Origin of the sequence: Bradyrhizobium sp. Gha (assembly GCF_900113735.1) — a bacterium.
Lineage (GTDB): Bacteria > Pseudomonadota > Alphaproteobacteria > Rhizobiales > Xanthobacteraceae > Bradyrhizobium.
Window position 1 is genome coordinate 1 of sequence record NZ_FOQM01000010.1, and the last position, 25422, is coordinate 25422.

General features: G+C 63.5%; 26 protein-coding genes and 3 pseudogenes. 15 read left to right on the forward strand and 14 right to left on the reverse strand.

Annotated features, from left to right (window positions below):
• Positions 1 to 243, reverse strand: a pseudogene (locus tag BM222_RS14855) (IS110 family transposase); the annotation flags it as partial.
• A gap of 224 nt (positions 244 to 467) precedes the next feature.
• Here BM222_RS14855 and BM222_RS14860 point away from each other — a divergent pair.
• The 5 genes from BM222_RS14860 (at position 468) to BM222_RS14880 (ending at position 4770) form a co-directional block, all read left to right on the forward strand.
• Positions 468 to 1277 carry a hormone-sensitive lipase gene (locus BM222_RS14860; protein WP_092228985.1) on the forward strand — a complete coding sequence of 270 codons (810 nt, stop codon included), beginning with the start codon at positions 468 to 470 and terminating at the stop codon, positions 1275 to 1277.
• 34 nt (positions 1278 to 1311) lie between these two features.
• Positions 1312 to 2151 carry a tryptophan 2,3-dioxygenase gene (gene kynA, locus BM222_RS14865; RefSeq protein WP_092228986.1) on the forward strand — a complete coding sequence of 280 codons (840 nt, stop codon included), beginning with the start codon at positions 1312 to 1314 and terminating at the stop codon, positions 2149 to 2151.
• Between the two features lie 8 nt (positions 2152 to 2159).
• On the forward strand, positions 2160 to 3362 hold the full coding sequence (gene kynU, locus BM222_RS14870) for a kynureninase (protein WP_092228987.1): 1203 nt from the start codon (positions 2160 to 2162) through the stop codon (positions 3360 to 3362).
• A 248-nt stretch (positions 3363 to 3610) separates the two neighbouring features.
• On the forward strand, positions 3611 to 4009 hold the full coding sequence (locus BM222_RS14875) for a PaaI family thioesterase (protein WP_092228988.1): 399 nt from the start codon (positions 3611 to 3613) through the stop codon (positions 4007 to 4009).
• A gap of 149 nt (positions 4010 to 4158) precedes the next feature.
• Positions 4159 to 4770: a GNAT family N-acetyltransferase gene (locus BM222_RS14880; RefSeq protein ID WP_092228989.1), complete on the forward strand. Its 612-nt coding sequence runs from the start codon at positions 4159 to 4161 to the stop codon at positions 4768 to 4770.
• A gap of 76 nt (positions 4771 to 4846) precedes the next feature.
• Here the strand turns inward: BM222_RS14880 and BM222_RS14885 are convergent, their stop codons facing one another.
• Positions 4847 to 5152, reverse strand: a complete 306-nt coding sequence (locus BM222_RS14885; protein ID WP_092228990.1) for a hypothetical protein — start codon at positions 5150 to 5152, stop codon at positions 4847 to 4849.
• 95 nt (positions 5153 to 5247) lie between these two features.
• The gene (locus BM222_RS14890; RefSeq protein WP_092228991.1) at positions 5248 to 5934 is read right to left on the reverse strand and encodes a DUF2161 domain-containing phosphodiesterase; all 687 of its coding nucleotides are present in this window, start codon (positions 5932 to 5934) and stop codon (positions 5248 to 5250) included.
• A gap of 128 nt (positions 5935 to 6062) precedes the next feature.
• Here BM222_RS14890 and BM222_RS14895 point away from each other — a divergent pair, with 128 nt between their 5' ends.
• Positions 6063 to 6410, forward strand: coding sequence for a GrlR family regulatory protein (locus BM222_RS14895; RefSeq protein WP_092228992.1), 348 nt, complete (start codon positions 6063 to 6065; stop codon positions 6408 to 6410).
• On the opposite strand, the gene BM222_RS14900 is transcribed toward BM222_RS14895, so the two are convergent.
• From BM222_RS14900 to BM222_RS14910, 3 genes are all read right to left on the reverse strand, one after another.
• Positions 6411 to 7091 (reverse strand): SDR family oxidoreductase, encoded by a 681-nt coding sequence (locus BM222_RS14900; RefSeq protein WP_092228993.1) that lies wholly within the window; start codon positions 7089 to 7091, stop codon positions 6411 to 6413. It abuts the gene before it with no gap.
• 24 nt (positions 7092 to 7115) lie between these two features.
• Positions 7116 to 7859 (reverse strand): tyrosine-protein phosphatase, encoded by a 744-nt coding sequence (locus BM222_RS14905; RefSeq protein ID WP_092229137.1) that lies wholly within the window; start codon positions 7857 to 7859, stop codon positions 7116 to 7118.
• A gap of 167 nt (positions 7860 to 8026) precedes the next feature.
• Positions 8027 to 8230 carry a DUF2735 domain-containing protein gene (locus BM222_RS14910; protein ID WP_092228994.1) on the reverse strand — a complete coding sequence of 68 codons (204 nt, stop codon included), beginning with the start codon at positions 8228 to 8230 and terminating at the stop codon, positions 8027 to 8029.
• A gap of 179 nt (positions 8231 to 8409) precedes the next feature.
• On the opposite strand from BM222_RS14910, the gene BM222_RS41070 reads away from it, so the two are divergent.
• The 5 genes and pseudogenes from BM222_RS41070 to BM222_RS14930 all read left to right on the forward strand — a co-directional run bounded on the left by BM222_RS41070 (position 8410) and on the right by BM222_RS14930 (position 11035).
• Positions 8410 to 8748, forward strand: coding sequence for a hypothetical protein (locus tag BM222_RS41070; protein ID WP_177243229.1), 339 nt, complete (start codon positions 8410 to 8412; stop codon positions 8746 to 8748).
• A complete protein-coding gene (locus BM222_RS14920) occupies positions 8745 to 9779 on the forward strand; it encodes a glutamine synthetase beta-grasp domain-containing protein (protein ID WP_092228995.1) in 1035 nt (344 codons plus the stop codon). The genes BM222_RS41070 and BM222_RS14920 overlap by 4 nt, the downstream gene beginning before the upstream one ends.
• 197 nt (positions 9780 to 9976) lie before the next feature.
• On the forward strand, positions 9977 to 10678 hold the full coding sequence (locus tag BM222_RS14925) for a GrlR family regulatory protein (protein WP_092229138.1): 702 nt from the start codon (positions 9977 to 9979) through the stop codon (positions 10676 to 10678).
• 47 nt (positions 10679 to 10725) lie between these two features.
• Positions 10726 to 10803 (forward strand): annotated as a pseudogene (locus tag BM222_RS42090) (ABC transporter substrate-binding protein); the annotation flags it as partial.
• Between the two features lie 82 nt (positions 10804 to 10885).
• Entirely contained in the window at positions 10886 to 11035 is a 150-nt protein-coding gene (locus BM222_RS14930) for a hypothetical protein (RefSeq protein ID WP_084292415.1), read from the forward strand.
• A gap of 18 nt (positions 11036 to 11053) precedes the next feature.
• Here BM222_RS14930 and BM222_RS14935 read toward each other — a convergent pair.
• Positions 11054 to 11453 (reverse strand): annotated as a pseudogene (locus BM222_RS14935) (VOC family protein).
• A gap of 502 nt (positions 11454 to 11955) precedes the next feature.
• Here BM222_RS14935 and BM222_RS42095 point away from each other — a divergent pair.
• Entirely contained in the window at positions 11956 to 12414 is a 459-nt protein-coding gene (locus BM222_RS42095; RefSeq protein WP_244547136.1) for a hypothetical protein, read from the forward strand.
• 577 nt (positions 12415 to 12991) lie between these two features.
• A complete protein-coding gene (pyrF, locus tag BM222_RS14945) occupies positions 12992 to 13897 on the forward strand; it encodes an orotidine-5'-phosphate decarboxylase (RefSeq protein ID WP_092228996.1) in 906 nt (301 codons plus the stop codon).
• 25 nt (positions 13898 to 13922) lie between these two features.
• Here the strand turns inward: pyrF and BM222_RS14950 are convergent, their stop codons facing one another.
• The 4 genes from BM222_RS14950 to BM222_RS14965 all read right to left on the reverse strand — a co-directional run bounded on the left by BM222_RS14950 (position 13923) and on the right by BM222_RS14965 (position 19054).
• Positions 13923 to 15047, reverse strand: coding sequence for an acyltransferase family protein (locus BM222_RS14950; protein WP_177243231.1), 1125 nt, complete (start codon positions 15045 to 15047; stop codon positions 13923 to 13925).
• Between the two features lie 88 nt (positions 15048 to 15135).
• Positions 15136 to 15750, reverse strand: coding sequence for an Isoquinoline 1-oxidoreductase subunit (locus BM222_RS14955; RefSeq protein WP_092228998.1), 615 nt, complete (start codon positions 15748 to 15750; stop codon positions 15136 to 15138).
• Positions 15751 to 15761: 11 nt separating this feature from the next.
• On the reverse strand, positions 15762 to 16286 hold the full coding sequence (locus tag BM222_RS14960) for a (2Fe-2S)-binding protein (RefSeq protein WP_092228999.1): 525 nt from the start codon (positions 16284 to 16286) through the stop codon (positions 15762 to 15764).
• Positions 16283 to 19054: a xanthine dehydrogenase family protein molybdopterin-binding subunit gene (locus BM222_RS14965; protein WP_092229000.1), complete on the reverse strand. Its 2772-nt coding sequence runs from the start codon at positions 19052 to 19054 to the stop codon at positions 16283 to 16285. The genes BM222_RS14960 and BM222_RS14965 overlap by 4 nt, the downstream gene beginning before the upstream one ends.
• A 245-nt stretch (positions 19055 to 19299) precedes the next feature.
• Here BM222_RS14965 and BM222_RS14970 point away from each other — a divergent pair, with 245 nt between their 5' ends.
• Positions 19300 to 20889: a multicopper oxidase family protein gene (locus BM222_RS14970; protein WP_092229001.1), complete on the forward strand. Its 1590-nt coding sequence runs from the start codon at positions 19300 to 19302 to the stop codon at positions 20887 to 20889.
• A 122-nt stretch (positions 20890 to 21011) separates the two neighbouring features.
• Positions 21012 to 22634: an ABC-F family ATP-binding cassette domain-containing protein gene (locus BM222_RS14975; RefSeq protein ID WP_092229002.1), complete on the forward strand. Its 1623-nt coding sequence runs from the start codon at positions 21012 to 21014 to the stop codon at positions 22632 to 22634.
• A gap of 88 nt (positions 22635 to 22722) precedes the next feature.
• Here the strand turns inward: BM222_RS14975 and BM222_RS14980 are convergent, their stop codons facing one another.
• The 3 genes from BM222_RS14980 to BM222_RS14990 all read right to left on the reverse strand — a co-directional run bounded on the left by BM222_RS14980 (position 22723) and on the right by BM222_RS14990 (position 25358).
• Positions 22723 to 23784 carry a type II asparaginase gene (locus tag BM222_RS14980; protein WP_244547137.1) on the reverse strand — a complete coding sequence of 354 codons (1062 nt, stop codon included), beginning with the start codon at positions 23782 to 23784 and terminating at the stop codon, positions 22723 to 22725.
• Positions 23785 to 24040: 256 nt separating this feature from the next.
• Positions 24041 to 24289 carry a hypothetical protein gene (locus BM222_RS14985; RefSeq protein ID WP_092229003.1) on the reverse strand — a complete coding sequence of 83 codons (249 nt, stop codon included), beginning with the start codon at positions 24287 to 24289 and terminating at the stop codon, positions 24041 to 24043.
• A gap of 106 nt (positions 24290 to 24395) precedes the next feature.
• The gene (locus BM222_RS14990) at positions 24396 to 25358 is read right to left on the reverse strand and encodes an alpha/beta hydrolase (protein ID WP_092229004.1); all 963 of its coding nucleotides are present in this window, start codon (positions 25356 to 25358) and stop codon (positions 24396 to 24398) included.
• Between the last annotated feature and the right edge of the window lie 64 nt (positions 25359 to 25422).

Consider the following 25422-nt stretch of genomic DNA (forward strand, 5'->3'; position numbering starts at 1 on the left):
GATGGTGATGATCGCATAACTCTCGCCCGTTCGCGCCTGTGCCTTGCGCTTCAGCTCTGCCAACAGCTTCAAAAGGTCCGCAATGTCGCCGGCTTTCACGCTGTGTCTCGACATCTTCTCGCCCTTGCCCGGCGACAGCGATGTAACCAGCCATGTCGAACGGCTCAGTTCCAATGACACGAAAATTGCGCCAAACTGTGTGCGGATAGCGGCCAGTCCGGCGGAAGGATGATCGAGCAACATCGTCGTCTCCAGGTTGGTGTGTTAGCAACCTCAGTCTGGCCTCAGACCAGGTCGCTATCCACTCCCCATGGAATCTTCGCTGCGCTCGCAATGACGAGTTTGTCGGTCCGCTGCCAGAAACAATGGCGACTTCAAATCCTTTAAGCTTAAAATAAAGACTAGGACGCCGCCCTGTCTGGTGGCAGACTGGCGCCCGTTCGCTGGACGAGTCCGTGGGAGTCACGATGCGCGATTGGGATGATGCTTACGCCAATTCGGCCCATATCCCGGGCTCGGAGAAGATGCCGGCGCAATGGGCGGAGCGGGCGGCGGCTTATCGCGCCGGGTTGAAAGGCTTTCGCCCTGATATCGCCTATGGTTCCGATGAGCGCCAGCGGTTCGACCTGATCCTGCCAGATGGCGACAGCAAAGGTCTCGTCGTGTTCGTGCACGGCGGCTACTGGATGCGCCTTGCCAAATCGGACTGGACCGATCTCGCCGAAGGGGCGCGCCACCACGGCTGGACGGTTTGCTTGCCGAGCTACACGCTGGCGCCGGCCGCTCGCATCTCCGACATGACTGCCGAAATCACCGCCGCGATTGCCAAGGCGGCCTCGCTCGTCTCAGGGCCGATCCGGCTCGCCGGGCATTCGGCGGGCGGTCATCTCGTCACGCGCATGCTGTGCGACGACAGCCGGCTCGAGCCTGCCGTCTTCAACCGGATCGCCGGCACGCTCTCGATCAGCGGCCTGCACGATTTGCGCCCGCTGCTCAAGACGCGGATGAACGACATCCTGCGCATGACCATGGAGGAGGCGACGCTCGAAAGCGCGGCGCTGCACCTGCCGCGCGGGCATGCGCCTGTCACCGCCTGGGTCGGCGGCAGCGAGCGGCCGGAATTCATCCGCCAGTCCGACCTGTTCGCCAACGTCTGGACCGGCTTCGACGTACCGACGCGCCTCGTCGTCGATCCCGGGCTCAACCATTTCACCGTCATCGATGGGCTCAAGGATCCGTCGTCGCCGATCACCGCGCGGCTGATTGGCCTCGACTGACTGACGCAGGGATGATCGATCGAAAGGGCCTGTCATGACGTCCAGCGATTACGATCCCTCAAACGAAGGCGCCGAGACCGATTTCAGCCGGCGCATGTCCTACGGCAACTATCTGGCGCTGGATGCGATCCTCGGTGCGCAGCATCCGCTGTCGGAAGCGCATGACGAGATGCTGTTCATCATCCAGCATCAGACCACGGAGCTCTGGATGCGGCTTGCCATCCACGAGCTCAGCGCCGCGCGCCGGGCCATCGCCCGAGACGAGGTGCAGCCCGCGATGAAGATGTTGGCGCGGATGTCGCGCATCTTCGAGCAGCTCAACAACGCATGGGATGTGTTGCGCACGATGACGCCCAGCGAATACACCCGCTTTCGGTCCCAACTGGGCCAATCCTCGGGCTTCCAGTCGCGCCAGTACCGGCTCATCGAATATCTGCTCGGCAACCGCAACCACGCCATGTTGAAACCGCACGCGCACGATGTGGAAACGACCAGGCTGTTGGAAGCCGAGCTTGCCACGCCGAGCCTCTATGACGAGGTGCTGCGGCTCGCCGACCGCAACGGGCTGAAGATGCCGGCCGCGGTGCTCGCGCGCGACGTCAGCGAGACCCACAGCTTCAACGAGGGCGTGCTGCAGGCCTGGCGTGTCGTCTACCAGGCGCCGGAGACGCACTGGATGCTCTACGAGCTCGCCGAAAAGCTGGTCGATTTCGAGGATTATTTCCGCCGCTGGCGCTTTAATCACGTCACCACAGTCGAGCGCGTCATCGGCTTCAAGCGCGGGACCGGTGGCACCGGCGGCGTCAGCTATCTCAAGCGCATGCTGGAGGTGGAGCTGTTCCCCGAACTCTGGCGCGTCCGGACGATTTTGTAGAGCGTGATATGACCCAGCTTCGCGTCTATGACGACACCAAAGCGCTGTTCCACCTGCCCGACGGCGTGATCTATCTGGACGGCAATTCACTGGGCGCGCTGCCGCTCGGCGTCGCCGAGCGCGTCAACCGCGTGATTACGGCCGAGTGGGGCGTCGAGTTGATCCGCGCCTGGAACACGGCTGGCTGGTATGCCCAGCCGCGTCACGTCGGCAATCGCATCGCCCGGCTGATCGGCGCGGAGGCCGGGTCCGTGATGGTCGGGGACACGCTGTCGCTCAAAGTCTATCAGGCGCTCGCGGCCGCGCTCGACATGAACGCATCGCGCAAGGTCGTCCTGTCTGACACAGGCAATTTCCCAACCGATCTCTACATGGCCGAAGGCCTGATCGCGACGCTCGGGCGCGGCCATCAATTGCGTCTCGTGGCGCCGGAGGAGATCGCGGCTTCGCTCTCGGAAGAGATCGCGGTGCTCTACATCACCGAGGTCGATTATCGCACCGGCCGCCGTCACGACATGGCGGAACTGACGGCGAAGGCGCATGCGCTCGGCATCGTCACGGTGTGGGATCTCGCGCATTCGGCCGGCGCGCTGTCGGTCGATCTCGCCGGGTGTGGCGTCGATTTCGCCGCCGGCTGCACCTACAAATATATCAATGCCGGGCCGGGCGCTCCGGCCTTCCTCTACGTCGCGCCACATCATGCCGATGGCGCGCGCGCCGCGCTATCGGGATGGATGGGCCATGCAAAACCCTTCGCATTCGAGCTTGGCTACGCCGCTGCCGGCGGTGTCGAGCGCATGCGCGTGGGCACGCCGCCGGTGCTGGCGATGGCGGCGCTGGAGGCGTCGCTCGATATCTGGGATCGCGTCGACATCAGGGAGGTCCGCGCCCGCTCGCTGGCGCTCGGCGATTGCCTGATTGCCGAAGTCGAACGCCGCTGCCCATCTCTGAGCCTCGTAACCCCGCGCGCACACGAAAGCCGTGGCTCGCAAGTCTCCTTCGCCTTCGAGGGCGGCTATGCCGCGATGCAGGCCTTGATCGCGCGCGGCCTGATCGGCGATTTCCGCGCGCCTGACATCATGAGGTTCGGGATCACGCCGCTGTACATAGGCGAGAGCGAGATCATGCGGGCAGCCGAGATCATCGACGAGGTGATCGCAGGTGAGGTGTGGCGCCGGCCGGAGTATCAGGTCGTGAATGCGGTCACGTGAGGGAGGGGGACCTCTCTCGGTTGTCATTGCGAGGAGCCCCGCGACAAAATTGCGCAGCAATTTTGCGCTGGTGCGACGAAGCAAATTTAGACTTTCTCCGCCGACCCATTCCTGGATTGCTTGGCTTCGCTCGCAATGCCGGGCGGAGACGGGAGGGCCGGCTTCACAGCAGCCATGACCTCTGACGTCATTGCTTTGCCGCACGAAGCCATTCACGGTGAGACAACAACGAATTGGGAGAAGATCTGATGACGCCGCTCGAGAAGGTCAAAGCGATGAAGATGCCGTTCGCCGAGCTCAAAGGCGTCGAATTCGTCGAGGCCGAACAAGATCGCGTGGTGGCGCGGATGACGGTGCGGCCGGACCTCTGCACGCTGTATCACACCATCCACGGCGGCGCGGTGATGGCGTTCGCCGATTCGGTCGGGGCTGCCGCGACCGTCATCAACCTGCCGGAAGGCGCCAAGGGCACGACCACGCTGGAGAGCAAGACCAACTTCATCGGAGGGGCCAAGGAGGGCACCGTCGTCATCGCCACCGCCACCCCTGTTCACCGGGGCCGCCGGACTCAGGTCTGGACCACCCGGTTGGAGACTGAGGACGGCAAGCTGGTCGCCTTGGTGACGCAGACACAGCTGGTCCTGTAAGACTTCTGGGGATTGATTTTGTTAACGAATTAGTCTTCCCAGGCTCGAATTTAAGCAGGTTCCCGCCTTGAAAAGCCTGCTGCGATGCACAATATTGGACGCCTAGGGATTCGAACGCCTCCTCGAGGGACACCAAGAGGAGTTTTGACGTGGTACTTGAAGACACCCCCCAGGCAACGTCCGTTCCGGGCTATGTGCGGACCTTGAGCCAGCAGGAAGAGTTGCCGCTGTTGCGCGATCACCTGCTGCGGCTCGATGCCGAAAGCCGGCATGACCGTTTCAACGGTTTTCTCGACGACAGCTTCATCGAGCGTTACGCCGCCCGCTGCGCCGAGGACGGCACTGTGATCGTCGCCTACATCGTCGAAGGCGTGGTCCGCGGTGCGGCCGAGCTGCATCCGCCGGAGGGTGATTCTCTGCCCGAAGTCGCCTTCAGCGTGGAAGCCTCAGCCCGCCGCCAGAATGTCGGTACCGTGCTGTTCAGCCGCCTGATCGCGGAAGCGCGCTGGAAGGGCTACAAGAGCCTGCGCGTCACGACGGGTGCGGAGAACCACGCCATGCGGGCGCTCGCCAAGAAGTTCGGCGCGCATCTGCAGTTCCGCCATGGCGAGTCGACCGGCACGATCGATTTGACCAAGGCTCCCGAGGACGAGCTTGCCGATCTCGCCGCCGCGCCGTTCAAGGCCGGCCGCGCGCTTCTCAGCTTCAACTCGACCTGCTGGAAGCTGATCTCCAGCATGTACGGCAATCGCGCAGCGTGAGACTAAAGGCCTCAAATCAAAAAAGCGGACCGGCTCAAGCCGGTCCGCTTTTTCAATGAAGCAAGGGAATGAGCGCTTAGGTGCCGGTGCGCTTGTCGTTGCCGAAGCGGCGAACGACCCGGCGTTCGACCACTACCGAGCGCTGCGCACCCTGTTCGCCGGCAATGACCCGCGTGGCGGTGATGCGACTGTTGGTGCGGGCCTGTTTCTTGACCTCGGCCTGAACGATCTCGATGGGCATCCCCATCAGAGCGGCAGCGATCTCGGCCTGTTGCCCCTGGTCGTCGGTGATGCCGACAGCGGCGAAGATCGCCTCATCCAGGGTCGGCGGGTCATGGCGGACGCGCCGCGTGCCGTACTTGGTATTCCAGTCTGCGCTCATAGGGGCCTCGTTTCGATGCCGGGATACCTAGTGCGATCAATGTTGCATTGCAATATGAAATCAATGTGGCATCTCAGCTATGCAACGGTTTGGTGTCATGGCGGTGACGCGACACCGGCATCGACCTCGATCCGTTTTTGGGGCCAACGCTTCAACGCGGCGTGTCCTGCCTGGGTCAGCCGATAGACTCCCCGGTCCGCTCGCTCGAACCAGCCATACACATTGTTAAGCAAGATCTTGCCGGCGTCGGGACAGCGCTCGCGCAAATCGCGTACGCGCCGCGGGCCTGCCGCGAGTTCTGACGCGCAGGTCAGCGCCTGCTGCCGGTAGGCCGTCATGATCGGCGCGCGGGTGCTGCCGCCGAGCACGGGATCGCCCTGGCGGCGCTGATGTTCGGCAACGAGGCGCGAGCGGGTCTTCGGCTCGCGGCGCGGAGCTGCCGTCGGCGGCTTCACCAGCACCTCGACCTGACCCTTGTCGGTTACCCCAAGCATACCGAAACCGAGGCGACGACAGAGATTGCGGTAACGCGCATCGCTCTCGCGTCCCTTGCCGCGGATCGACATCCTTGCGGCGATCCAGATCTCGTCGCCCGCGGGCGCGCGATCGACCGCCTGCAGGATCAGTTCGAGATTGAACGCGAGCTTCAGCTCCCCAATCACCACCACCGGCGGATTGCCGGCGCTGAGGCCGACAAGATCGCAGCCGCGAATCTCGCCCTTCACGTCGAAGCCGAGGCCTTCGAGGAAGCGTTTGACGGGGAGGTAGAGCGCGGTTTCCAAGGGGAGTTTCCGATCGGAGAATCAACTGCCGTCAGTCTAGCCCGGATCAGAGACTGGGCTGACCGGCATTTGCCTGGACGCGGTCAAGCCAGCTATATCCCCGCGTGGGGACCAGGGCGCTTGCAAATATGACGATCAGGAATGGGCTCTATCACATCCGGATCGCGTTTCTGGATAGTGTCCAGGGCGGCAACCAGGGTGTCATGGTGCTGCGGGACGGCACCATGCGCGGTGGGGATTCCTTTTTCTTCGCCTATGGCAGCTACACGTCCGCCGACGGCAAATGGAAAGGCGAGCTGACCAACGAGGAGCATTCGCCCTCGTTCGACGAGCGCCCGGTGTGGGGCCGCAAGGTCGTGACCATCGGCTTCAGCGGCACCTACACCGACGAGACCGCTTACGGTGAGGGGATGGCGCTCGCCGGCAAGCAGAGCATCCGCTTCAAGGGCAATCTGCGGCTGCTGGTGCCGGATTGATCAGACCCGTCCGCTCACCGGGATCAGCGCGCCGGTGACGCCGCTTGCGGCGTCGCTGACGAGGAACAGGATCACCTCGGCGAGCTCCTGCGGCGTCACCCATTTGGTGAAATCCGCTTTCGGCATGTCGGCGCGGTTGGCCTTGGTGTCGATCGTCGACGGCAGCACCGCGTTGACGGTGACCTTGCCTTTCCATTCACTGGCCAGCGCCTCGGTCAGGCGGTGCACGCCTGCCTTCGATGCCGCGTAGGGCCCCATGCCGGCGCCGGCCTGGAGCGCGCCCATGGCGCCGATATTGACGATGCGGCCGGCGTTCGAGGCGGCAAGATGCGGCAGCGCCGCGCGCGAGGTGTTGAGCGCGGTCAGCAGGTTCAGCGCATGCATGCGTTGCCAGGTCTTGATGTCGCCATCGCCGACGGTCTCATAGGCAAAGCCGCCGGCGATGTTGACCAATGCGTCAAGTCGGCCGAAATGCTTGGCGGCAGCCTCGACGGCCGTCTTCGCCTGCGCCGCGTCGGACAGGTCGACGCCGCCGATCTCGATGCGTTCAGTCGTCGCCGGCATTTGCGAGACCGCGAAATCGATGGCCGCGATCCGCGCGCCGCGCGATACCGCGATGTCGGCGACCACCTTGCCGAGCGCGCCGAGCGCACCGGTCACGATCAGAACCTTGCCTTGCATCATCGATCTCCCGGCGCGGGCGCCTCATGATTGCAGATAGCGCGCCTTCAGCGCGGTGCGCTCTGCTGTGCCGAGCTCGAGGCCGTCGCGCAAGTAGGTTTCGACATCGCCATAGTCGCGACGCACGGCATCGAATGCGGCATCAAGATAGGAGGCGTTGACCGAACCGATCGCGTCGAGGACATCGGCCGGCAGATCCGAGACGCTCGAGACGTCGCGCCTGTAGTGGCGGTTGGTCAGCAGATAATCCTCCGCAATGATGTCATCGGGCACGCCGAGCGCATGCAGGATCAGGGCGCTGGCAAAGCCGGTGCGGTCCTTGCCGGCGGTGCAGTGGATCACGAGCGGGGCACGGTCTTCCAGCAGATGGCCGAACAGCGTGCGGAAGCTGTGCGTGTTGTGACGGACATAGTTGCGATAGGACTCGCGCATGAGTTCGAGCGCGACCGGTCCGGTCAGCGCGCCCCTGGCGAGCTCGGCGCGCAGGGAAGCCACGACCGTCGGCTCGATCGGCAACGAATGCACGGTGATCTCGTTCACGACGCAGACGCCGGCTGTGCGCTCCTCGACGCCTCGGAAGTCGAATGCGCTTCTGACGCCGAGTGCGCGGACGATCTCGATGTCTTCTGCGGTGAGCTGGCCGAGATGGTTGGAGCGGAAGATGTGGCGCCAGCGCGTGGTGCGGCCGTCGCTTGTCGCGTAGCCGCCGAGGTCGCGAAAATTGCTGGCGCCTTGCAGGGCGAGGTGACGGGAAGGCGAGTCTGACATGGGCCCGGCCTGATGATTGGGATCGGCTTTTATCATATTGGCTGCGGATCATTGCAGACGAGGACATCCGATGCGGAATCAAAAAGGGTCGAAACATCGTTGTTTCGACCCTTTTCAGATTTCCGCCGGGCGTTTGTAGCACGCGGCGGTCCTAGACCAGACCGGCATTAGCGTTCCCATTTGGGCTTTGCTTCGTCGACCGCGTCCTGGTGATACCAGCTATCGCTGCAGATCGATGCGTTCTCGGGAAGCGAAGCGTGATCGGCGGGAAGGCGGGTCTCGCCGTAGCGGCCCCCCGCGAGAGCCGCGCGGCCCCCGACAGGGAATTGGTAGATCGTCGCAGATCCGTGACTCAGACCATTGTTCATCATTGCGATTGCTCCTTGGTCGAAGCGCCTTGGCCTCCATGGTGCGCCCGACTCCTTCTGATGTGGTTACTGGAATCCCCATATCGGCCCCGCACTCCGAAAAGCAAAGTGCTGAAAAGGAGATCAGTTTCCGCCTAATTCTTGGGCAGGCGACTGTCTGCACCCGCTAAGGCAGCCTGTCGATGACCAACGTCTGTGCCATTGCAAAGGTTGCTGGGCAGGGCCCGGCGCTTTGCGAAAGTTGCCGGGCGTTGACGCGCGTTTCATCGGCAACCTCCGGCAGGAGCCGGCCTGCTCCAGAATCGGGCGATTTCCGCGGGAATATTGCAGTGCAGCTTCACGCGAAGGTGCGCTTCTATGACGCATGCGGCGGACCGCGTCAGGCCGCTGTGGAAAACCTTGTGCGCTGCGATGTTTTGGCACGCAAAATGCTTATGGAGAGCCGGCCGATGATGGCCGGGTACAAACGTGCGGGGGCTCTCAACCCCACCTTTCGCATCATCTACAGAGAGGCTCAATGACCAAGTATAAGCTCGAGTACATCTGGCTCGACGGATATACGCCGACTCCGAACTTGCGCGGCAAAACCCAAATCAAGGAATTTTCGTCGTTCCCGACGCTCGAGCAGCTTCCGCTCTGGGGCTTCGATGGCTCGTCCACCCAGCAGGCCGAAGGCCACAGCTCCGATTGCGTGCTGAAACCGGTTGCCGTGTTCCCGGATGGCGCGCGTACCAACGGCGTGCTCGTGATGTGCGAAGTCATGATGCCTGACGGCAAGACCCCGCACCCCTCCAACAAGCGCGCCACCATCCTCGACGATGCCGGCGCCTGGTTCGGCTTCGAGCAGGAATATTTCTTCTATAAGAACGGCCGTCCGCTCGGCTTCCCCGAGTCCGGCTATCCGGCGCCGCAGGGCCCGTACTACACCGGCGTCGGTTATTCGAACGTCGGCGACGTCGCCCGCAAGATCGTCGAAGAGCATCTCGACCTCTGCCTCGCCGCCGGCATCAACCATGAAGGCATCAACGCGGAAGTCGCGAAGGGCCAGTGGGAATTCCAGATCTTCGGCAAGGGCTCCAAGAAAGCCGCCGACGAAATGTGGATGGCCCGCTATCTGATGCTGCGCCTGACCGAGAAGTACGGCATCGACATCGAGTTCCACTGCAAGCCGCTCGGTGACACCGACTGGAACGGCTCCGGCATGCACGCCAACTTCTCCACCGAGTACATGCGTACCGTCGGCGGCAAGGAGTATTTCGAGGCGCTGATGGCCGCCTTCGACAAGAACCTGATGGACCACATCGCCGTCTACGGCCCGGACAATGACAAGCGTCTGACCGGCAAGCACGAGACCGCGCCCTGGAACAAGTTCAGCTACGGCGTGGCTGATCGTGGTGCGTCGATCCGCGTTCCGCACTCCTTCGTCAACAACGGCTACAAGGGCTACCTGGAAGACCGCCGTCCGAACTCGCAGGGCGACCCATACCAGATCGCTTCGCAGATCCTGAAGACGATCGCGTCCGTGCCTGTTGACAAGAAGGCGGTCGCCTAAGGTCTCTCCGCCCGGACCGGAACACAGGCCCGGGTTGGCTTTCAATCCGCCGGAGTTGAGAAGGCTGCGGCGGATTTTTGCTGTCCGATGAAGCCGTTGTTGTCGGCCCGGTCGCTATGTCGGCCGAAAGCCTGTCCATCGCGGCCCAAACCGGGATAGAGTGCCTGCAGGATGCGCGCGAGCCGGGGGCACGGCTGGTGTTTGAAGGCTTCTACAAGGTGCGATTTCAGCTCGGCGACAGCGTCGGCCGGAGCGTGATGCATGCCGGCAATGGCAAGATGCTCGGCGGAAATTCGGCGTTCGCCCATATCGGCACCTACGAAAAGACCGCAGACGGCATCGACATCGTCATCAAGACCGTCCGCCACAACCCCGATCCGAACTATCGCGCGATGGCCGGCACCGATGATGCGACGCTGATTGCGAAGGGTTTTGCTGACGGCGATCTCTACCGCTTCAAGGGCGAGTTGAAGGAACTGCCCGGCGTGCCCTTCCAGTCGCTGATGACGCCGATCGCGGAGGACGAGATGCCGACCGCCGGCGGCGTCGGGGAAGGCAGCATCACCGACGGGCTTTACTCGGTCCGCTTGCGCATGCTCGACGGCCTCGAGGGCGGGCTCACCGGGGTGATGCTGCTCAACCGCGGCCGGATCCTTGGCGGCGACGCCTCGTTCTATTATCTCGGCAGCTACACCGCCGCGAACGGCCGCTGGAAGGGCCAGATCCTCAACCAGGAGCACACGCCCGCCAAGGACGATCCGGTGTTTGGCGGCCACGAGGTTGGCATCGGCTTCTCCGGGACGTACGACGGCGAGGGCGCCGTGCTGGAAGCAACTGCCCTTGCCGGCAAGCGCAGCCTGCGCCTGACCGCCGTGCTCAAGTTGATGCGCCGCGCCTGATCGCTGCAGGGATATCGCCATGGAAAAAGTCCGGATGCTCGCGACGCCCGGACTTCGCGCCGACTCTGGCGCTGCTCGAGCGCCTGCGCGATGGCGAGGCCGCCGATCTTGTGATCCTCACGCGCGCCCCAGTCAGGGCTCGAGCCCTGAACCGGAACCTGCCGGGGCAGTCAACCGTTGACATCGCAGCAATCAGGAGGCGCAAGCATGATCCGCAAACTCGCATCAGGCGAATACCGGCTCTATTCGCGCAAGGTGAATCCCAAGACGGGCAAGCGCCGCAATCTCGGCACGTTCAAAAGCCGGGCGGCGGCCGAGAAGCACGAGCGCGACGTGCAGTATTTCAAGCGTCACTGACGCGGGCTTCGAGGCAGGTCATCGCGATCCAAACCGTTGTTTGGCGGCTTCGCTGACGGGCGTGTACAGTCCCACGAGCGTTCCTTCGGGATCACGAAATTGAGCCGCGAGGTTTCCCCAAGGCATCAGCTTTGGCGCGTGCACCACCTCCACCTGATCTCTCAATCTCGCAAACTCGCTCTCCACGTCATCGACTTGGAATTCAATGATGGCGGTTCGATTGGCCGCCGGCTCCGCGCTTCCCGCCTGAAACAGCGCTACGGTGTCGACGCTACCGAAGGCGAGCGTTGCCGAAGGGGTGACTATTTCGGCGAACACAGGCGCCAGCCACTCCGCCGTTTTGCCGGTCACGTTCTCGTAAAAGCTGACAAGCGCCTTGATGTCAGCAGCAATCAGACGGGGTCGAAGCAAATTTCACGCGATCTCCTGAGGTTCCGTATGGATCTCTTGCGGCGACCGCCTCGTACCTTCGCGCTGCTGACAGCGCCCTGTCAGCAGTCAGCATCGAGGCACGCACACATTTCGTCGGCACGAGCGGCTTTGCAGCCTCAATCCTCCCAGACCAACTCTCCGCAAGATCGGCACTTGTACACGCGAATGAAGCGCGCCGTTTCGATGTTCCAGATCTTGTCAGCCAGGTTGAGCGGATGGCGGCATTTGGGGCAGCGATCCGTCACGGGCGCGGGCGATGCGGAAGAGAAGGGTGAAGACATGGATGCGGCTCTTTTTCCCAGAGACGCATGAGCTTCGCCGTCGTTCCAAAAAATCGGAGTCTGTGACGCAAGGCGAGGCAGCTTGTGCCGGGCACATGCGCGCGGTCTGAGTCGTGACGCCAGCAACAAGGTAGCGCCATTGAACTTCTTAGGAACGATCAGGGCTGCAGGACGGTTAGGCGAATCTCTCAACAAAGGAGAACGCTCATGAAATCAGCCCTCGCTTTGGCAACAGTGCTGGCCTTCCTCGGCTCGCCCGCGCTTGCGCAAACGACTGCTCCCACCAACAGCTCGCAGATGGATGCAGCATCTGGCAACAACGATCAACGCAGCCCGGCGGATGCCGCGCAGAACAACAGTCAAACGCAGGATGCCGATGCCATTCAGAAGATCCGCCAGGATCTGCAGAAGGCCGGCTTCACTGATGTGAAGGTGGTTGCCCGGTCGTTCGTCGTGCAGGCCAAATCGAGCGACGGCAACCCGGTGCTCATGACAATCGGCCCGCACGGGATGTCCGTGTTCGAAGCCATGGGCGGGGCGGGGAGCAATTCCGGGACAGTCGGCATGGGGTCTGCGCCCGCGGGCACACCTGGATCCAATCCATCGGCCTCGCCGAGCCAGAATAGCGGCTCCGCCAACAGCCAGCAGGGCCGATCTCAACAGTAACAGTAGCGAGGGCGGCGGGTGAGAGGGAGCCGTGCCCTTCGTGCAGGCCGGCATTTCCAAAGCGCGGCTTCCCATTCGCTTGGCCGCGCGTGCAAGTGCGTCGCGCCGTGGTCCGGAGCGGACAGTATGACGTCACTGCTGCCGCAATTTGATGAGGCGGGCGGCTCCTTTGGCGCCCGCAACACGGCGCCTGCTGCTGAGCACACCAGGATTCCCAGCAATACGACGAGAGTCCGGTCGCTGTGAATGCCTCCCTGGACGTTCTCAAGAAGCGACATCCCGATCGACAGCGCCGCGAAGCCAAGCATGGCCGCTCCGGCCGCGCAGCCCAACAAGCCTGCGACCCGGACAATCAACGATGTCTCTCTTCTCCCATCTCAATCATTCCCCGGGCATTTGAATCCGGTCCGATGAGGGCAGGGCTATCGCATGTGGGGCTGAAAGCGACCTGCGCGCACCCTTTGGGCGGTAGCTGTCTTTAGGATATGCGCCTCAGATAGAGTCCAGCAAGCCTCGACAGCGGTGGCCACCCAGGCACGGATCGGCTATTTCTTGCCAATGGACGGAGAGCGATTGAATGCGAGCCGAGTCATGGACCGACATCGTTCAAGCTAATGCGTCGAACAACGGAGGGATCGTCGTCGGTATCGATCCTTATCTCCCGGATATTCCCGCGGCTTTCGAGCGAGAGGGGAGTGGCACCGATTGGCTGCCCCGGTACCTCGATTTCGTCCTGGATACGACCATCGGTCGGGTTGGCTTTGTGAAATTCCAGTCCGCCTACTTTGAGGCCTATGGGCTTGCAGGTCTCAATGCCCTGTCATTGGCGATGAAGCGGGCCCGTAGCGCGGGCTTGGGCGTGATTCTCGATGCGAAGCGCGGCGACATCGGTTCAACCGCAGCCGCGTATGCCCGGGCCTATCTCACACCTGGCTCTGCCGGTGGCAGCGGCGACTTCGAGGCGGACTGCCTGACGGTCAATCCAATGATGGGACCAGACACGTTGGAGCCATTCCTCGATTGTGTTCGCAGATTTGGCAAGGGCTTGTTTGTCTTATGTCGCACCTCAAATCCCGGCGCAGGCTGGTTGCAAGATCGCATGGCGGGAAATCGCTTCATTTCGGATCGGCTCGCTGATTTGATCGCGACGGTCGGCAAGGATTGCTTTCAAGGCGGACGCCTTAATCCAGTCGGTGCTGTGATAGGCGCAACAGTTCCGCAGGAAGGAAAGCGGCTTCGTAGTCTGCTACCGAATGCCATCATCCTAGCTCCAGGGCTCGGGCCGCAAGGTGGAGATGCAGCCGCATTGGATGCATTGCGGGGCTCTCAGTTGGGCGATCTTCTGGTGCCGGTCTCTCGCGGTCTGCTTCGCGCGGACGATCGGTCCATAACGCTCGACGAATACGAACGCCTCATCGAGGAACGTCTCCACCTGTTCAAGACCATGATCGCGGCTCCATCGAATCTGAGTGCGACCGGTTGAAGCGCGCATCACCCGAAGGGTGGTTTCAAGAGCGCAGTTCGGAACGCAGCATGTCTGATGATCTGCCCAGGGTCTTTCGATCCCGCCAGCTCAGAATCGGCCGTTCGAAATAATGGTAAAGCCCGGCGGCGAGGACCAGGCAGATGCTCGCATAGAGAACGGCTGACATGAGCGTCGCCACTGAGGCGTGCGGCTGCAGTCGCCAGAACGAATGGATCACGATGATGACGGGAAGGTTGACCAGATACAGCGAGTAAGACCATTTCGATAAGGCGGTCACACCGGCCGCCGCCCCGTAGGGGAGCTGAATTCGACCGATGCCTGCGATGATGAGCAGGGCGACCGACAGCTGCAGGAGGTTGAACAGGAATGTTCTGGCGAAGAAGCTGTGATCCAGCTCCGCTTGAGGCTTCGCCAGAATGACGATCGAGAACGCAAGGACGACCAGGCCCGCCATGAGAAGTGCCGGCTTGTGTGACGGCCTGATCCACTTCATCGCGATATAGGCGAACACGCCGGTCATGATGGCATCGAGCCTGAAGATCGCGACCTTCCTGATTCCAGTCTCCATCGTCGGCTCGAACAGGATGACGGCGCCGATTCGTGTGGCGAGAGAGATCAGGAAGACGAAGGCACCCGCCGCGATGAAGGTTCTGATCGAGCGACCGTGCAGCTTGCCGAACGCCATCACGATCAGCGGGAAGAACAGATAGAACAGCTCCTCGATGGCGAGGCTCCAGGACTCCGGAAAGAACGCCGGAATGGGATGCGCGAAGTTTTGCAGGAACGCGAAGTAAGGCGCCAGCGGCGGCAGTCCCGAACGCTGGTAGATGAGGATGTTGAGGCCGAGGAACAGGTAGTAGCTCGGCAATGTCCGTATCCAGCGGCGGGCCCAAAAGGTCGGAAGCAGGTTGTGCCAGGACGCACCCGACATGACCTGCTCGAACAGGATGCCGCCGACCAGGAATCCGGAGAGGACGAAGAAGATCTCCACGCCGAGCGTTGCCGTGACATTGGCAAAGACGCTCTCTTCGGGGTGCGCGAAGAACCAGCTTCCATGCGAGGCCAGCACGAGGCTGACCGCCAGCGCGCGCAAGAGATCGAGCCACTCATCGCGGCTGCCGGGTGGAAGCGATCTATTCTCTTTCACGCACGAACCTGCCAGAGACGCAAAACGCGCGGCATTCTCGGTCGCGACTGGTTACGATTATCCTACGATGCAAGTGAGGCCGGCCCCGTCACGGCGCGGGGCACGCGGCTCCCGTCTTCACCCAGGCTTCCACCAGGGCGCCGGCCTGTTCTTGCGTGCCCGGGACGGGCGAGCGGCCGAAGCCGGGCTTCCAGGCCCAGCCGACAAGGGTGTCCTTGCCGATATGGTCGATCAGATCCTCCACCTTGCGGCCGCCGTTGCGGGCGGGGTCCCTGATCTGCTCGCAGATCTCGCCGACCGTCTTGCCTTCCCAGGCCATCTCGCGGGGAGCGAGGTGCCATTCGGGATGGCCGGGAATGCGGCCGGGCTCGAAATTGGCCTTCTGGTGGCAGGTGTTGCAACGCATCGACGCCGAGCCGTGGCCGTCGGCGCCGCGTGTCACCGGCGGCTGGTGGAGGTGGGGCGTGTCGCCCTGGTGCGGGCTGTCGCCGGCCGGATGGCAGTTGGTGCAGCGCGGATGCGTCAGCACCCTGCCGAGCTCGGCGAAGATCGCGGCCGAGCGCTGTTCGCGATCCGTGATGCCGGCAAAGCTTTCGGGCGAGGCGAGGCCGTGATTGGTGGTGTCCGACGCGGCGTAGCCTGCGCAGAAGCTGCTCGTCAGGGCGGCAACCACGACGGCGATCTTGATCCGTGCGTTGATCATTCCCGGCGGACTCATTTGGTGGCGACGAGATAGCGGCTTGCATCGGCAAGGATCACATCGCGCACCGCCTCGTGATATTTGATGTAGCCGGTGCAGCGGCACAGATGCCCGTCGAGCGCATCCGCAATGGTCTGCTCCAGCGCTTCGCGGACGACAGGCGCGCGCGAAAGACGTTCGAGCAGCACCTGGCCCTCGCCAAGGAAGCCGGCGGTGCAATAGCCGCACTGGAAGGCGAAGTGATCGATGAAGGCCTGTTGCAGGGCCGACAGCTGGCCGTCTTTGGCGTGGCCCTCGACGGTACGGATCGACTTGCCGTCGAAATTCACGGCCGGCGCGATGCAGGTAGGGCTTGTGTAGCTCGAGCCATCCGGCTCGTCGACGATGATGGCGCAGCTCAGGCATTGCGCAGCGCCGCAGCCGAACTTGGTGCCGGTCATGCCGAGCATCTCGCGCAGGAAATCGTTCATCGAGAGATCGTCGCGGACGTCGATCGGGCCGTGCTTGTGGCCGTTGATAGTGAGGCTGAGGGTGGTCACGCCAACACTCCCTTCAAGAGGCTTGCAGTCACCGGCAGCGCGCGGAAACGATGACCGGTGGCGTCATGAATGGCGTTGATCAGCGCCGGCACGATCGGGATCATCACGACCTCCGCCATGCCTTTGGGGGCTTCGTCCGGGGTGAGCGGCTTCAGCATCTCGATCTCGAGATCGCGCAGCGGCAGGTCGGAGCCGCGTGCGACGAGATAGCGGCCGAGGTTCCATTCGCCATTGCCGGGGCCGCCCTCGAACGGCGGCAGCGATTCGAGTAGCGCGTAGCCGACGCCCATGGCGAAGCCGCCATGGGACTGGCCGATCACCACTTCAGGGACCAGCGCGGTGCCGCATTCGAACACGCTGTAGGCCTTGGCGATGCGGATCGCGCCTGTTGCGCGCTCGATCTCGACGCGGACCAGCGTGCCGCACATCGAGGTATAGGCGGTGCCGATGCGGTTGTTGTCGGTCGGCGGAAATGTGACGCTTGAGCGGTTGATGCGTTCGAACTTGCCGTTGCCGCGGCGGATCGCGAGCGCGTCGATCTCGGCGCGGTACTGCTCGCCGAACAGAGGGAAGCGCGCGCGCGACCAGGCCCAGCGCGAAAAGCTATGCGCGACCGCGCCGGTGACGAAGCCGCGCGCATGCGCGGCTGCGGCGAGGGTGGTCAGCGCCAGCGGCGCGAGGCCGGGCATCTTGAGCTGGCCGTTCTGCCAGCTCGCATGCGCCGATTGACTGGCGCGCGGGTCCGTCTTCGGAATGCGCCACAGCTCCAGCGCGGCGGGCCACAGCCCGAAGCGGAAGATCACGCGGGCAGCCTCGGATGACGAGTGTGTGCCGACATGGGCGCCGATCGAGGCCGAGGTCGCCGAGGAGATCGACGGGACCCAGCGCGGATTGCGCTCTGCAGCATCCTGCGTCTTCTGGTCCATCGTGTAGGGATCGCCTGACGTTACCAGGCCGAGCACGTCGTAGCTGTCGACGCGCGCGACCGAGACCTCGTCGGCGACGGCGCCGAGATGACCCGCGACGCGGTTCGCGAGCGCCGTGCCGATGCCGTTGCCCATCTCGACATGGTCGCAGAAGATCGCGATCTTGCCGTCGGCGCCGAGCTCGACACGACCGAGCGAGCAATCCGCGCCGGAGCCGTAATCCTTGGTGACGCAGGCGACACCGGTCCCGACCAGGCGGTCGCCCGTGGTTTGCCTGAACTGGGCACGCTGTTGCCAGATCGGGTGCTTTTCCAGATGATCGAGAATTTCGGGCGTGCGCACCGAGACGATATAGGGGTTGCCGGTCATGGTCCGGCCGTTCTGCTTCAGCGCATTGCGGCGGCGGAATTCGATGGGATCGAGCTTGAGCTCGGAGGCCGCTTCATCGATCAGCGCTTCGAGCGCCGTCATGGTCTGCAGCGTGCCGTAGCCGCGCATCGAGCCGGCCGTGACGCCGCGCGAATGCAGCGCGGTCGTGGTGACGTCGACCTTGGGAATGTCGTAGATGCCGATCGCGCCTGTGGCGGCGACCACTGCAACGTTGGCGGAGAAGTTCTGCAGCCCGCCGCCATCCAGCACGTGATCGGCGGCGAAGGCCTTGATCAGGCCGGTTGTCCGGTCGACGCCGATGCGCGAGCGCATTTTGATCGGGTGGCGTTTGATGCCGCCCTGGAATTGCTGGTAGCGGTCATGTGCGAGCCGCACCGGCTTGCCCGGGAAGCAGATCGCGGCGAGCGCGACATAGAGGATGAACGGCGTATGGTCGCGGCCGCCAAAGCCGCCGCCGACATGGGCGAACTGCGCGTTGATATGTGAGGGCTTGTAGGGCGCGTGCGCCTTAGCCAGCAAATGCGCAAGCGATTCCGCGGCTTCGTATGGCGACTGCACGCCGAGCACCAGCTCGAGATTGCCGCCCTTGCCTGCGTACCAGGCGAGGCCGCATTCCGGCTCCAGGAACATCGGATCGACCGATTGCGTCTCGAACTCGCGGTCGAGCACGAGCATGGAGGTGTTGTCGGCGGCGAGCTCAGCGCGGATCTGATCGCCGAGCTTGGCGGCCTTGACGTAGTCGGCCGGCATCTCCTTGGCGAGCGGCGACCACACCGGAAGGGCGGCGTTCTGCACCTTCTTCGGCGAGACCCAGCCAGCCTGGATCGGTGAATAAACGTCAGGCTTGTCGGGCGAGGGGCCGGCAACACGGGTGAAGCGGTAGGAGCCGTAATCGGGCGCGGCCACGGGGCCGGTCTCCTCGCCGAATTTGACAAAAGTGCCGTCGCGCAGCACCAGGCGGGCCTGGTCGAAGGCGTCGAACTTTTCGAAGATCAAGAGCGCGACCGGTTGGCCCAAATAAAGCGGCGTCTTGCCGGGCGGGCAGAACAGATCGCCGGCGTAGAACTCCGGCACCTCGGTGCCGATGCGGTCGAGATCCGCCGCTGTCACGATGACGGACGGCTTCAGCGCGCCGCCGAGGCGGCCGAGGTCCATGCCGGTATAGACGTGCGTGGCGTCATTGGCGCGCACCAGGATCGCGTGCGAGGTGGTTTGGGGCCAGCCCGGCATGTCGTTGGCACGGAAGTCCGAGGCGTAGAGCTTTGCGCCGGTGACCTTTGCGACGCCATCGACGCGGCCAGTGCCCTTCGTCGCGGGATTGAAATTGCCGCGTCCGGGAAGCGTCTCGTGAGCCGCAAACGGCGCATTGGCCGCCGCCGCGAGATGCGACATGCTGACCGAGATGCCGCCCGCCGATATCCACTTCACGAACTCGCGTCGCGAAGGCCGCATGATCTCATCCCTGTACGAGGTCTATAGTGGCACGATGCTGACGGCATCGCAACCATAGGTACGCACCGGCGCTGGTCCGCACCTATCATGATTCGTCACGCAGACATAGAAACGGGCAGGACGTTACTATCCGATGAAGACGTCGCACGCTGCGCGCGTGCCCGGATTGAGAAGTCGCGTTTCTCCCCACTGATTTGCAGTCGAATCGAATAAGACGGTTCGCAACTCAACGGGAGCGCGAACTCATGCAGCACGATCGGAACGACGGCTCAGCTGACGAGACTGCTCCGCTGCTGTCGCGACGGCAATTGATCGGCGCAGCCGGGGCACTGTCGCTGATCGCAGGAACGGCGAGAGCCCAGCATGCTATGCACGAGCATGGGGCCGTATCCCACACCGCCGGCATGTCGCCGACCATGGGCATTGTGCCGGAAGCGGAGGTTCCGGCGATGGATCAGGTGTTGGTGGAGCCCGAGGTCCGCAGGTCGGTGGGCGGCGTGCTGAGCACGACTCTGCGCTGCGCCTACGCCTATCGCCGGATCGGCGGCGTCCGGCTCTATGTCAGGTCCTATGAGGGCGGCAGTCCCGGACCGACCTTGCGCATGAAGCCCGGCGAGACGCTGCGGATCAAGCTGATCAACGATCTGCCGCCGAACCGCGACGGCTTGCCTGCCGACATCAGCCATCCGCACCAGTTCAACAACACCAATTTCCATTTCCATGGCGCGCATGCGAGCCCGAGCGGGATCGCCGACAACGTCATGCGCTCGATGGCGCCGGGCCACAGCTACAACATCGAGATCGCGCTGCCGGCCGATCACACCAGCGGCACCTATTGGTATCATCCGCACCACCACGGCAGCGCCGACATCCAGATGTCGAGCGGCATGGTCGGCGCCCTCATCGTCGAGGGTGATTTCGCCGGCGTGCCTGAAATCACCTCCGCGCGCGAGCGGCTGATGGTGCTGACCCAGGTCGTCTTCGATGACAACGGCATGGTGGAGGATTTCGAGACGCTGTTCCCGGAAACGGCGACGCGCTTCCTCGCCATCAACGGCCAGCGCCGGCCCGTGATCGAGATGCGCCCCGGCGAGGTGCAGCGCTGGCGCATCCTCAATGCGGCCTATCAGGACGACATGCTGCTCGATCTCGAGAAGCACGATCTCCATGCGATCGCCTATGACGGCATCCAGCTCGGCGCGGTGCAGCCTTTAAAGCAGCTCCTCATCGCGCCCGGCCAGCGCGCGGATATTCTGGTGAAGGCCGGCGCCCCGGGCACCTATGCGTTCAACGCGGCGCCCTACGACCAGGGCCATCCGTCACCGGTCGGACCGCTGGCGCGGGTCGTGGTGTCGGGCGCACCGATGGAGATGAAGCTGCCGGCTGCTCTGCCGACGCCACCGCTTGCGAGCATCAAGGACAGCGAGATCACCAATCGCCGCAAGGTGGTGCTGTCTGCGACCGCGCCGGAAGCCGATGCCGCCGGCCATTGGCAGGAGTTCAGCTTCTTCATCGACGGCAAGAAGTTCGATCCCGGCAGGATCGATCAGAGGGTCAAGTTGGGCGCGGTGGAGGAATGGACCATCGTCAACACGCATGAGCATGACGACCACGTCTTCCATATCCACACCAACCCGTTCCAGGTGGTCTCCGTCAACGGCAAGGCACTGCCGACGCCGGAATGGCGGGATTCCGTCATCGTCGAGCGCAAGGGCGGCGAGGTCGTGTTCCGTTCGCGCTTCCTCGATTTCACCGGCGTGTTCATGCTCCACTGCCACATGATGAATCATGAGGAGATGGGGATGATGCAGACGGTCGAGGTCTACAAGGCCTAAGCCACGGGCCGGATTGCAGGAATTTCGCGTCTTTCGGCGGGGAATCCGTACCCCGCCGGGCTTCCCCTGGGGGCCGGCATGCCCTATGACGCTGCAACGCAAAATTCCCCCAAAAGAACCCCATGATCCGCCTCGACAACGTCAGCAAGCAAGCCGGCCACCAGATCCTGTTCATCGAAGCTTCCGCCGCCCTCAACAAAGGCGAGAAGATCGGCCTCGTCGGCCCCAATGGCGCCGGAAAGACCACGCTGTTTCGGATGATCGCCGGTGAGGAACTGCCAGATGAGGGGCAGGTCTCGACCGATCGCGGCATCACCATCGGGTACTTCAACCAGGACGTCGGCGAGATGTCTGGCCGCAGTGCCGTGGCCGAGGTGATGAATGGCGCAGGTCCCGTCAGCGAGGTCGCGGCCGAACTGCGCGAGCTCGAGGCCGCCATGGCCGACCCTGACAAGGCCGACCAGATGGACGAGATCATCGCTAGATATGGCGAGGTGCAGCACGCCTTCGAGGAGCTCGACGGTTACGCGCTCGACGGCCGGGCGCGCGAGGCGCTGTCCGGCCTCGGCTTCAGCCAGGAGATGATGGACGGCGACGTCGGCAAGCTCTCCGGCGGGTGGAAGATGCGCGTGGCGCTGGCCCGTATTCTGCTGATGCGTCCCGACGTGATGCTGCTCGACGAGCCGAGCAACCATCTCGATCTTGAAAGCCTGATCTGGCTGGAGAAGTTTTTGCACGATTACGAAGGCACGCTCCTGATGACCTCGCATGACCGCGAGTTCATCAACCGCGTGATCTCGAAAGTGGTCGAGATCGACTCCGGTTCGCTCACCACCTACACCGGAAATTACGAATTCTACGAGCAGCAGCGCGCGCTGAACGAGAAGCAGCAGCAGGCGCAGTTCGAACGCCAGCAGGCGATGCTCGCGAAGGAGATCAAGTTCATCGAGCGCTTCAAGGCGCGCGCCTCGCATGCCGCGCAGGTGCAGAGCCGGGTGAAGAAACTCGACAAGATCGAGCGGGTCGAGCCGCCGCGCCGACGTCAGAGCATTGCATTCGACTTCCCGCCGGCGCCGCGGTCAGGCGAGGACGTCGTTGCCCTGAAGAAGGTGTTCAAGGGCTACGGCAACAAGCGGATCTATGACGGTCTCGACTTCATGATCCGCCGCAAGGAGCGCTGGTGCGTGATGGGCGTCAACGGCGCCGGCAAGTCGACGCTGCTCAAGCTCGTCGCGGGTGCAAGCGAGCCGGACGAGGGCACCGTGGCGCTCGGCGGCAGCGTCAAGATGGGCTATTTCGCACAGCACGCGATGGATCTGCTCGATGGCGAGCGCACCGTGTTCCAGTCGCTGGAAGACCAGTTTCCGACCGCGGGGCAGGGCTCCTTGCGCGCGCTGGCCGGCTGCTTCGGCTTCTCGGGCGACGACGTCGAGAAGCGCTGCCGCGTGCTGTCAGGCGGCGAGAAGGCGCGGCTGGTGATGGCGAAGATGCTGTTCGATCCGCCGAACTTCCTGGTGCTGGACGAGCCGACCAACCATCTCGACCTCGCCACCAAGGAGATGCTGATCACCGCGCTGTCGGATTTCGAAGGCACCATGCTGTTCGTCTCGCATGATCGCCACTTCCTCGCGACCTTGTCGAACCGCGTGCTCGAGCTGACGCCCGAGGGCATCCACCAATATGGCGGCGGCTACACGGAATACGTCGCGCGCACCGGGCAGGAAGCGCCGGGGCTGCGGAGCTAGCATTTCGCACCGCAGCTTGATGCTTCCATCCGTAGCGCTAGCCTTCCTCGAAAAGCGCGCGATGGCTCAGGTTCGATCGGTGGATGCTCTAATAAGTGTAGAACATCCGCTGGATCTCCTTGGTGTCGCTCGTCTTGGTCAGCGCCAGCATCAGCAGGATCCGCGCCTTCTGAGGATTGAGCGTATCCGAGACGATGAAGTCGTGTTCGTCGTCCTTGGCTTCCCCATTGCGCGCGACGATGCCGTTGCCGACACGGCTGCTGCGAACGATCGCGACACCTTTCTTGTGGGCCTCGTCGAGCGCCGGCTCGACCGCGGGCCGGGCAAGGCTGCCATCACCCACGCCGGCATGCACGATCCCCTTGGCGCCCGCGGCGACAAAGGCGTCGACCGCGACCCGGTTCATGTTGGCGTAGCCGTAGACAATATCGACCTGCGGCAGGCTATCGAGGTTGGTGACGTCGAATTCCGAATCCGCCGTGTTCCGGCGCGTGGATTGACGATAGAAGTACGGCTTGTTGCCCTGCATGTAACCGAGAAAGCCGAGTTCCGGCGTGCGGAAGGTGTCTGCCGTCGATGTGTTGGTCTTCGTCACCTCGCGCGCCGCGTTGATCTGGTCGTTGAGGGACACGAGCACGCCCTTGCCGACCGCCTCCTCACTGCCTGCGAGGATCACCGCATTGTAGAGGTTGATCGGTCCATCCGCGCTGATCGCCGTCGATGGTCGCATTGCGCCGACGACGACGACAGGTTTCCTGCTCTTGACGACGAGGTCCAGAAAATAGCTGGTTTCCTCGATCGTATCGGTGCCGTGCGTGATCACGATCCCGTCGACGTCGTCTTGCGCGAGCAGCGTGTTGACGCGCTTTGCAAGCTTGAGCCAGTAGTCATTGTTCATGTTCTCGCTGGCGATCTGGAAGACCTGCTCGCCCTTGACGTTGGCCACCGTCTTCAGCTCGGGGACGGCGTTCAGGAGGGTGTCGATGCCCACCGTGGCTGCGGTGTAGCCGACGACGGTTGTGCTGCTTGCGCCGGTGCCGGCGATGGTGCCGCCGGTTGCCAGAACCATGACGTTGGGCAGACCGGGGCCCCTCGCGTTTGCGGCTTCGAGACTGATGAGCAGCGCGAACAGCAAGCTCACGGTCGCCATGATCTGATTACGTACTCCAAATTGCCACATCTCGACCACCCTTTGCTAGAAGCCTCGTCGATGCGCCCCGGTTCGCTCAGCACTCCATGATCCGTCAGCGGAGGCTTTCTGTCTAGGGTTGTCGTGCGCGCCCAGGTGGCGAAAGTGTTTCATCTCTCCTTTTTGGGAAATCAGAACGAGAATGGCCGGGACGAGCCCGGCCGTGGCGTCGTTCGTTTGCTGGTCGCTCGCTCGAGAGGTCGCGAATGCGCAGGCGCTAGGCGCCCATCTCGCACTTCTTCATGAAGCTGTTCTTGGCGGCGCCGGCGAGCGGCTTGCCGTCAGAGCCGACAGCCTTGGGCGCGCAGGCGTCCTCCTTGCACTTCTTCATGAACGAGGTCTTGGCGGCGCCGGCGAGCGCCTTGCCATCCTTGCCGACGGCCTTGCTCTCGCAGGTGTCGTCCGCCAGCGCCGAACCGGCTGCGAAGGTGGCAACGATCGCAGCCAGGAAAATCCGCTTGATCATAGGTGTCTCCCTAAAACCAAAAAATTGGCAGCGCGGATTGGAACCCGGAATCGTGGCGCAATCAAGCAGGGGCAACCGTGTGCCGCTCATTTTTTCAGCAATGCGATCAGGACCCGAGCGCCAGCAACGTCCTGAAATCAGCGCGCGCGCGCTGCGCCTCGGCGCGCGCGACGTCGGAAGCCTCGCCCAGCCCGAAATAGCCGTGGATCAGCCCGGCGCCCTCATGACGCTTGACCCGCACGCCGGCAGCTTCCAGCGCCTTCGCATAGGCTGCGCCTTCGTCACGCAGCGGGTCGAACCAGGCCGTCGTCACGACCGCAGGTGCGAGGCCTGCCAGCGTGGCAGCCCGCAGTGGCGAGACTCGCCAATCGGCGGCGTGACTTGGCTCGGCGAGATAGTGGCCGGCAAACCATTCCATGACCGCGCGGGAGAGGAAGTAGCCCTCGGCGTTTTCCGCGCGTGACGGAAAGCCCGCGTTCTCGCGTGCGTCCGCATAGAGGCCGACGACGTCGGTCACGGGATAGACCAGCAGCTGCGCTGCGAGCTTGATGCCCGCGTCGCGGCAAGCGATCGCGGTCGCAGCGGCGAGGTTGCCGCCGGCGCTGTCACCGGCAACGCCCAGACGCCGTGCGTCGCCGCCGAATTCCGCGACGCGGTCGAATACGTCGCTCGCCGCTGCGAAGGCGTCCTCGAAGGCGCCGGGAAAGCGCGTCTCCGGCGGGCGGCGATAGTCGACTGATACCACGACCGCGCCGGTCTCGATCGCCAGATTGCGCGCCTGCCGGTCATGGGTCTCGAGGTCGCCCGCGACCCAGCCGCCGCCATGGCAGAACACCACGGTGGGAGCGGGCGCACTGCCGAGACGGTAGAGGCGCGCATCGAGCGGACCGGCGCCCCCCTTCACCTTGATATCGTGCACGACATCGACGGGCGGAGGCGGCACGGCGGCGCGGGAGGCAGCGAGTGCGCGCAACGAATCGCGAGCGCTCCGGGGCGTCATCGTCGCGGGATCGCGCAGCGGCAACGTCGGAATGATCTCTGCGATGACGGGATCGAGCGGGACGGCCATGATCGGGTCCTCACGAGGTTCTTGGTCTTGCCTGGCCGTTAGCATAGATTTCGCGCGCAGCATC

What these genes read in the sequence shown, in the direction of transcription:
- BM222_RS14860 (WP_092228985.1), top strand. Translation starts at nt 468, where the DNA reads ATGCGCGATTGGGATGATGCTTACGCCAATTCGGCCCATATCCCGGGC.
- kynA (WP_092228986.1), top strand. Translation starts at nt 1,312, where the DNA reads ATGACGTCCAGCGATTACGATCCCTCAAACGAAGGCGCCGAGACCGAT.
- kynU (WP_092228987.1), top strand. Translation starts at nt 2,160, where the DNA reads ATGACCCAGCTTCGCGTCTATGACGACACCAAAGCGCTGTTCCACCTG.
- BM222_RS14875 (WP_092228988.1), top strand. Translation starts at nt 3,611, where the DNA reads ATGACGCCGCTCGAGAAGGTCAAAGCGATGAAGATGCCGTTCGCCGAG.
- BM222_RS14885 (WP_092228990.1), bottom strand. Translation starts at nt 5,152, where the DNA reads ATGAGCGCAGACTGGAATACCAAGTACGGCACGCGGCGCGTCCGCCAT.
- BM222_RS14895 (WP_092228992.1), top strand. Translation starts at nt 6,063, where the DNA reads ATGACGATCAGGAATGGGCTCTATCACATCCGGATCGCGTTTCTGGAT.
- BM222_RS14900 (WP_092228993.1), bottom strand. Translation starts at nt 7,091, where the DNA reads ATGCAAGGCAAGGTTCTGATCGTGACCGGTGCGCTCGGCGCGCTCGGC.
- BM222_RS14905 (WP_092229137.1), bottom strand. Translation starts at nt 7,859, where the DNA reads ATGTCAGACTCGCCTTCCCGTCACCTCGCCCTGCAAGGCGCCAGCAAT.
- BM222_RS14910 (WP_092228994.1), bottom strand. Translation starts at nt 8,230, where the DNA reads ATGATGAACAATGGTCTGAGTCACGGATCTGCGACGATCTACCAATTC.
- BM222_RS41070 (WP_177243229.1), top strand. Translation starts at nt 8,410, where the DNA reads ATGACCAACGTCTGTGCCATTGCAAAGGTTGCTGGGCAGGGCCCGGCG.
- BM222_RS14920 (WP_092228995.1), top strand. Translation starts at nt 8,745, where the DNA reads ATGACCAAGTATAAGCTCGAGTACATCTGGCTCGACGGATATACGCCG.
- BM222_RS14930 (WP_084292415.1), top strand. Translation starts at nt 10,886, where the DNA reads ATGATCCGCAAACTCGCATCAGGCGAATACCGGCTCTATTCGCGCAAG.
- BM222_RS42095 (WP_244547136.1), top strand. Translation starts at nt 11,956, where the DNA reads ATGAAATCAGCCCTCGCTTTGGCAACAGTGCTGGCCTTCCTCGGCTCG.
- pyrF (WP_092228996.1), top strand. Translation starts at nt 12,992, where the DNA reads ATGCGAGCCGAGTCATGGACCGACATCGTTCAAGCTAATGCGTCGAAC.
- BM222_RS14955 (WP_092228998.1), bottom strand. Translation starts at nt 15,750, where the DNA reads ATGATCAACGCACGGATCAAGATCGCCGTCGTGGTTGCCGCCCTGACG.
- BM222_RS14965 (WP_092229000.1), bottom strand. Translation starts at nt 19,054, where the DNA reads ATGCGGCCTTCGCGACGCGAGTTCGTGAAGTGGATATCGGCGGGCGGC.
- BM222_RS14970 (WP_092229001.1), top strand. Translation starts at nt 19,300, where the DNA reads ATGCAGCACGATCGGAACGACGGCTCAGCTGACGAGACTGCTCCGCTG.
- BM222_RS14975 (WP_092229002.1), top strand. Translation starts at nt 21,012, where the DNA reads ATGATCCGCCTCGACAACGTCAGCAAGCAAGCCGGCCACCAGATCCTG.
- BM222_RS14980 (WP_244547137.1), bottom strand. Translation starts at nt 23,784, where the DNA reads ATGGCGACCGTGAGCTTGCTGTTCGCGCTGCTCATCAGTCTCGAAGCC.
- BM222_RS14985 (WP_092229003.1), bottom strand. Translation starts at nt 24,289, where the DNA reads ATGATCAAGCGGATTTTCCTGGCTGCGATCGTTGCCACCTTCGCAGCC.
- BM222_RS14990 (WP_092229004.1), bottom strand. Translation starts at nt 25,358, where the DNA reads ATGGCCGTCCCGCTCGATCCCGTCATCGCAGAGATCATTCCGACGTTG.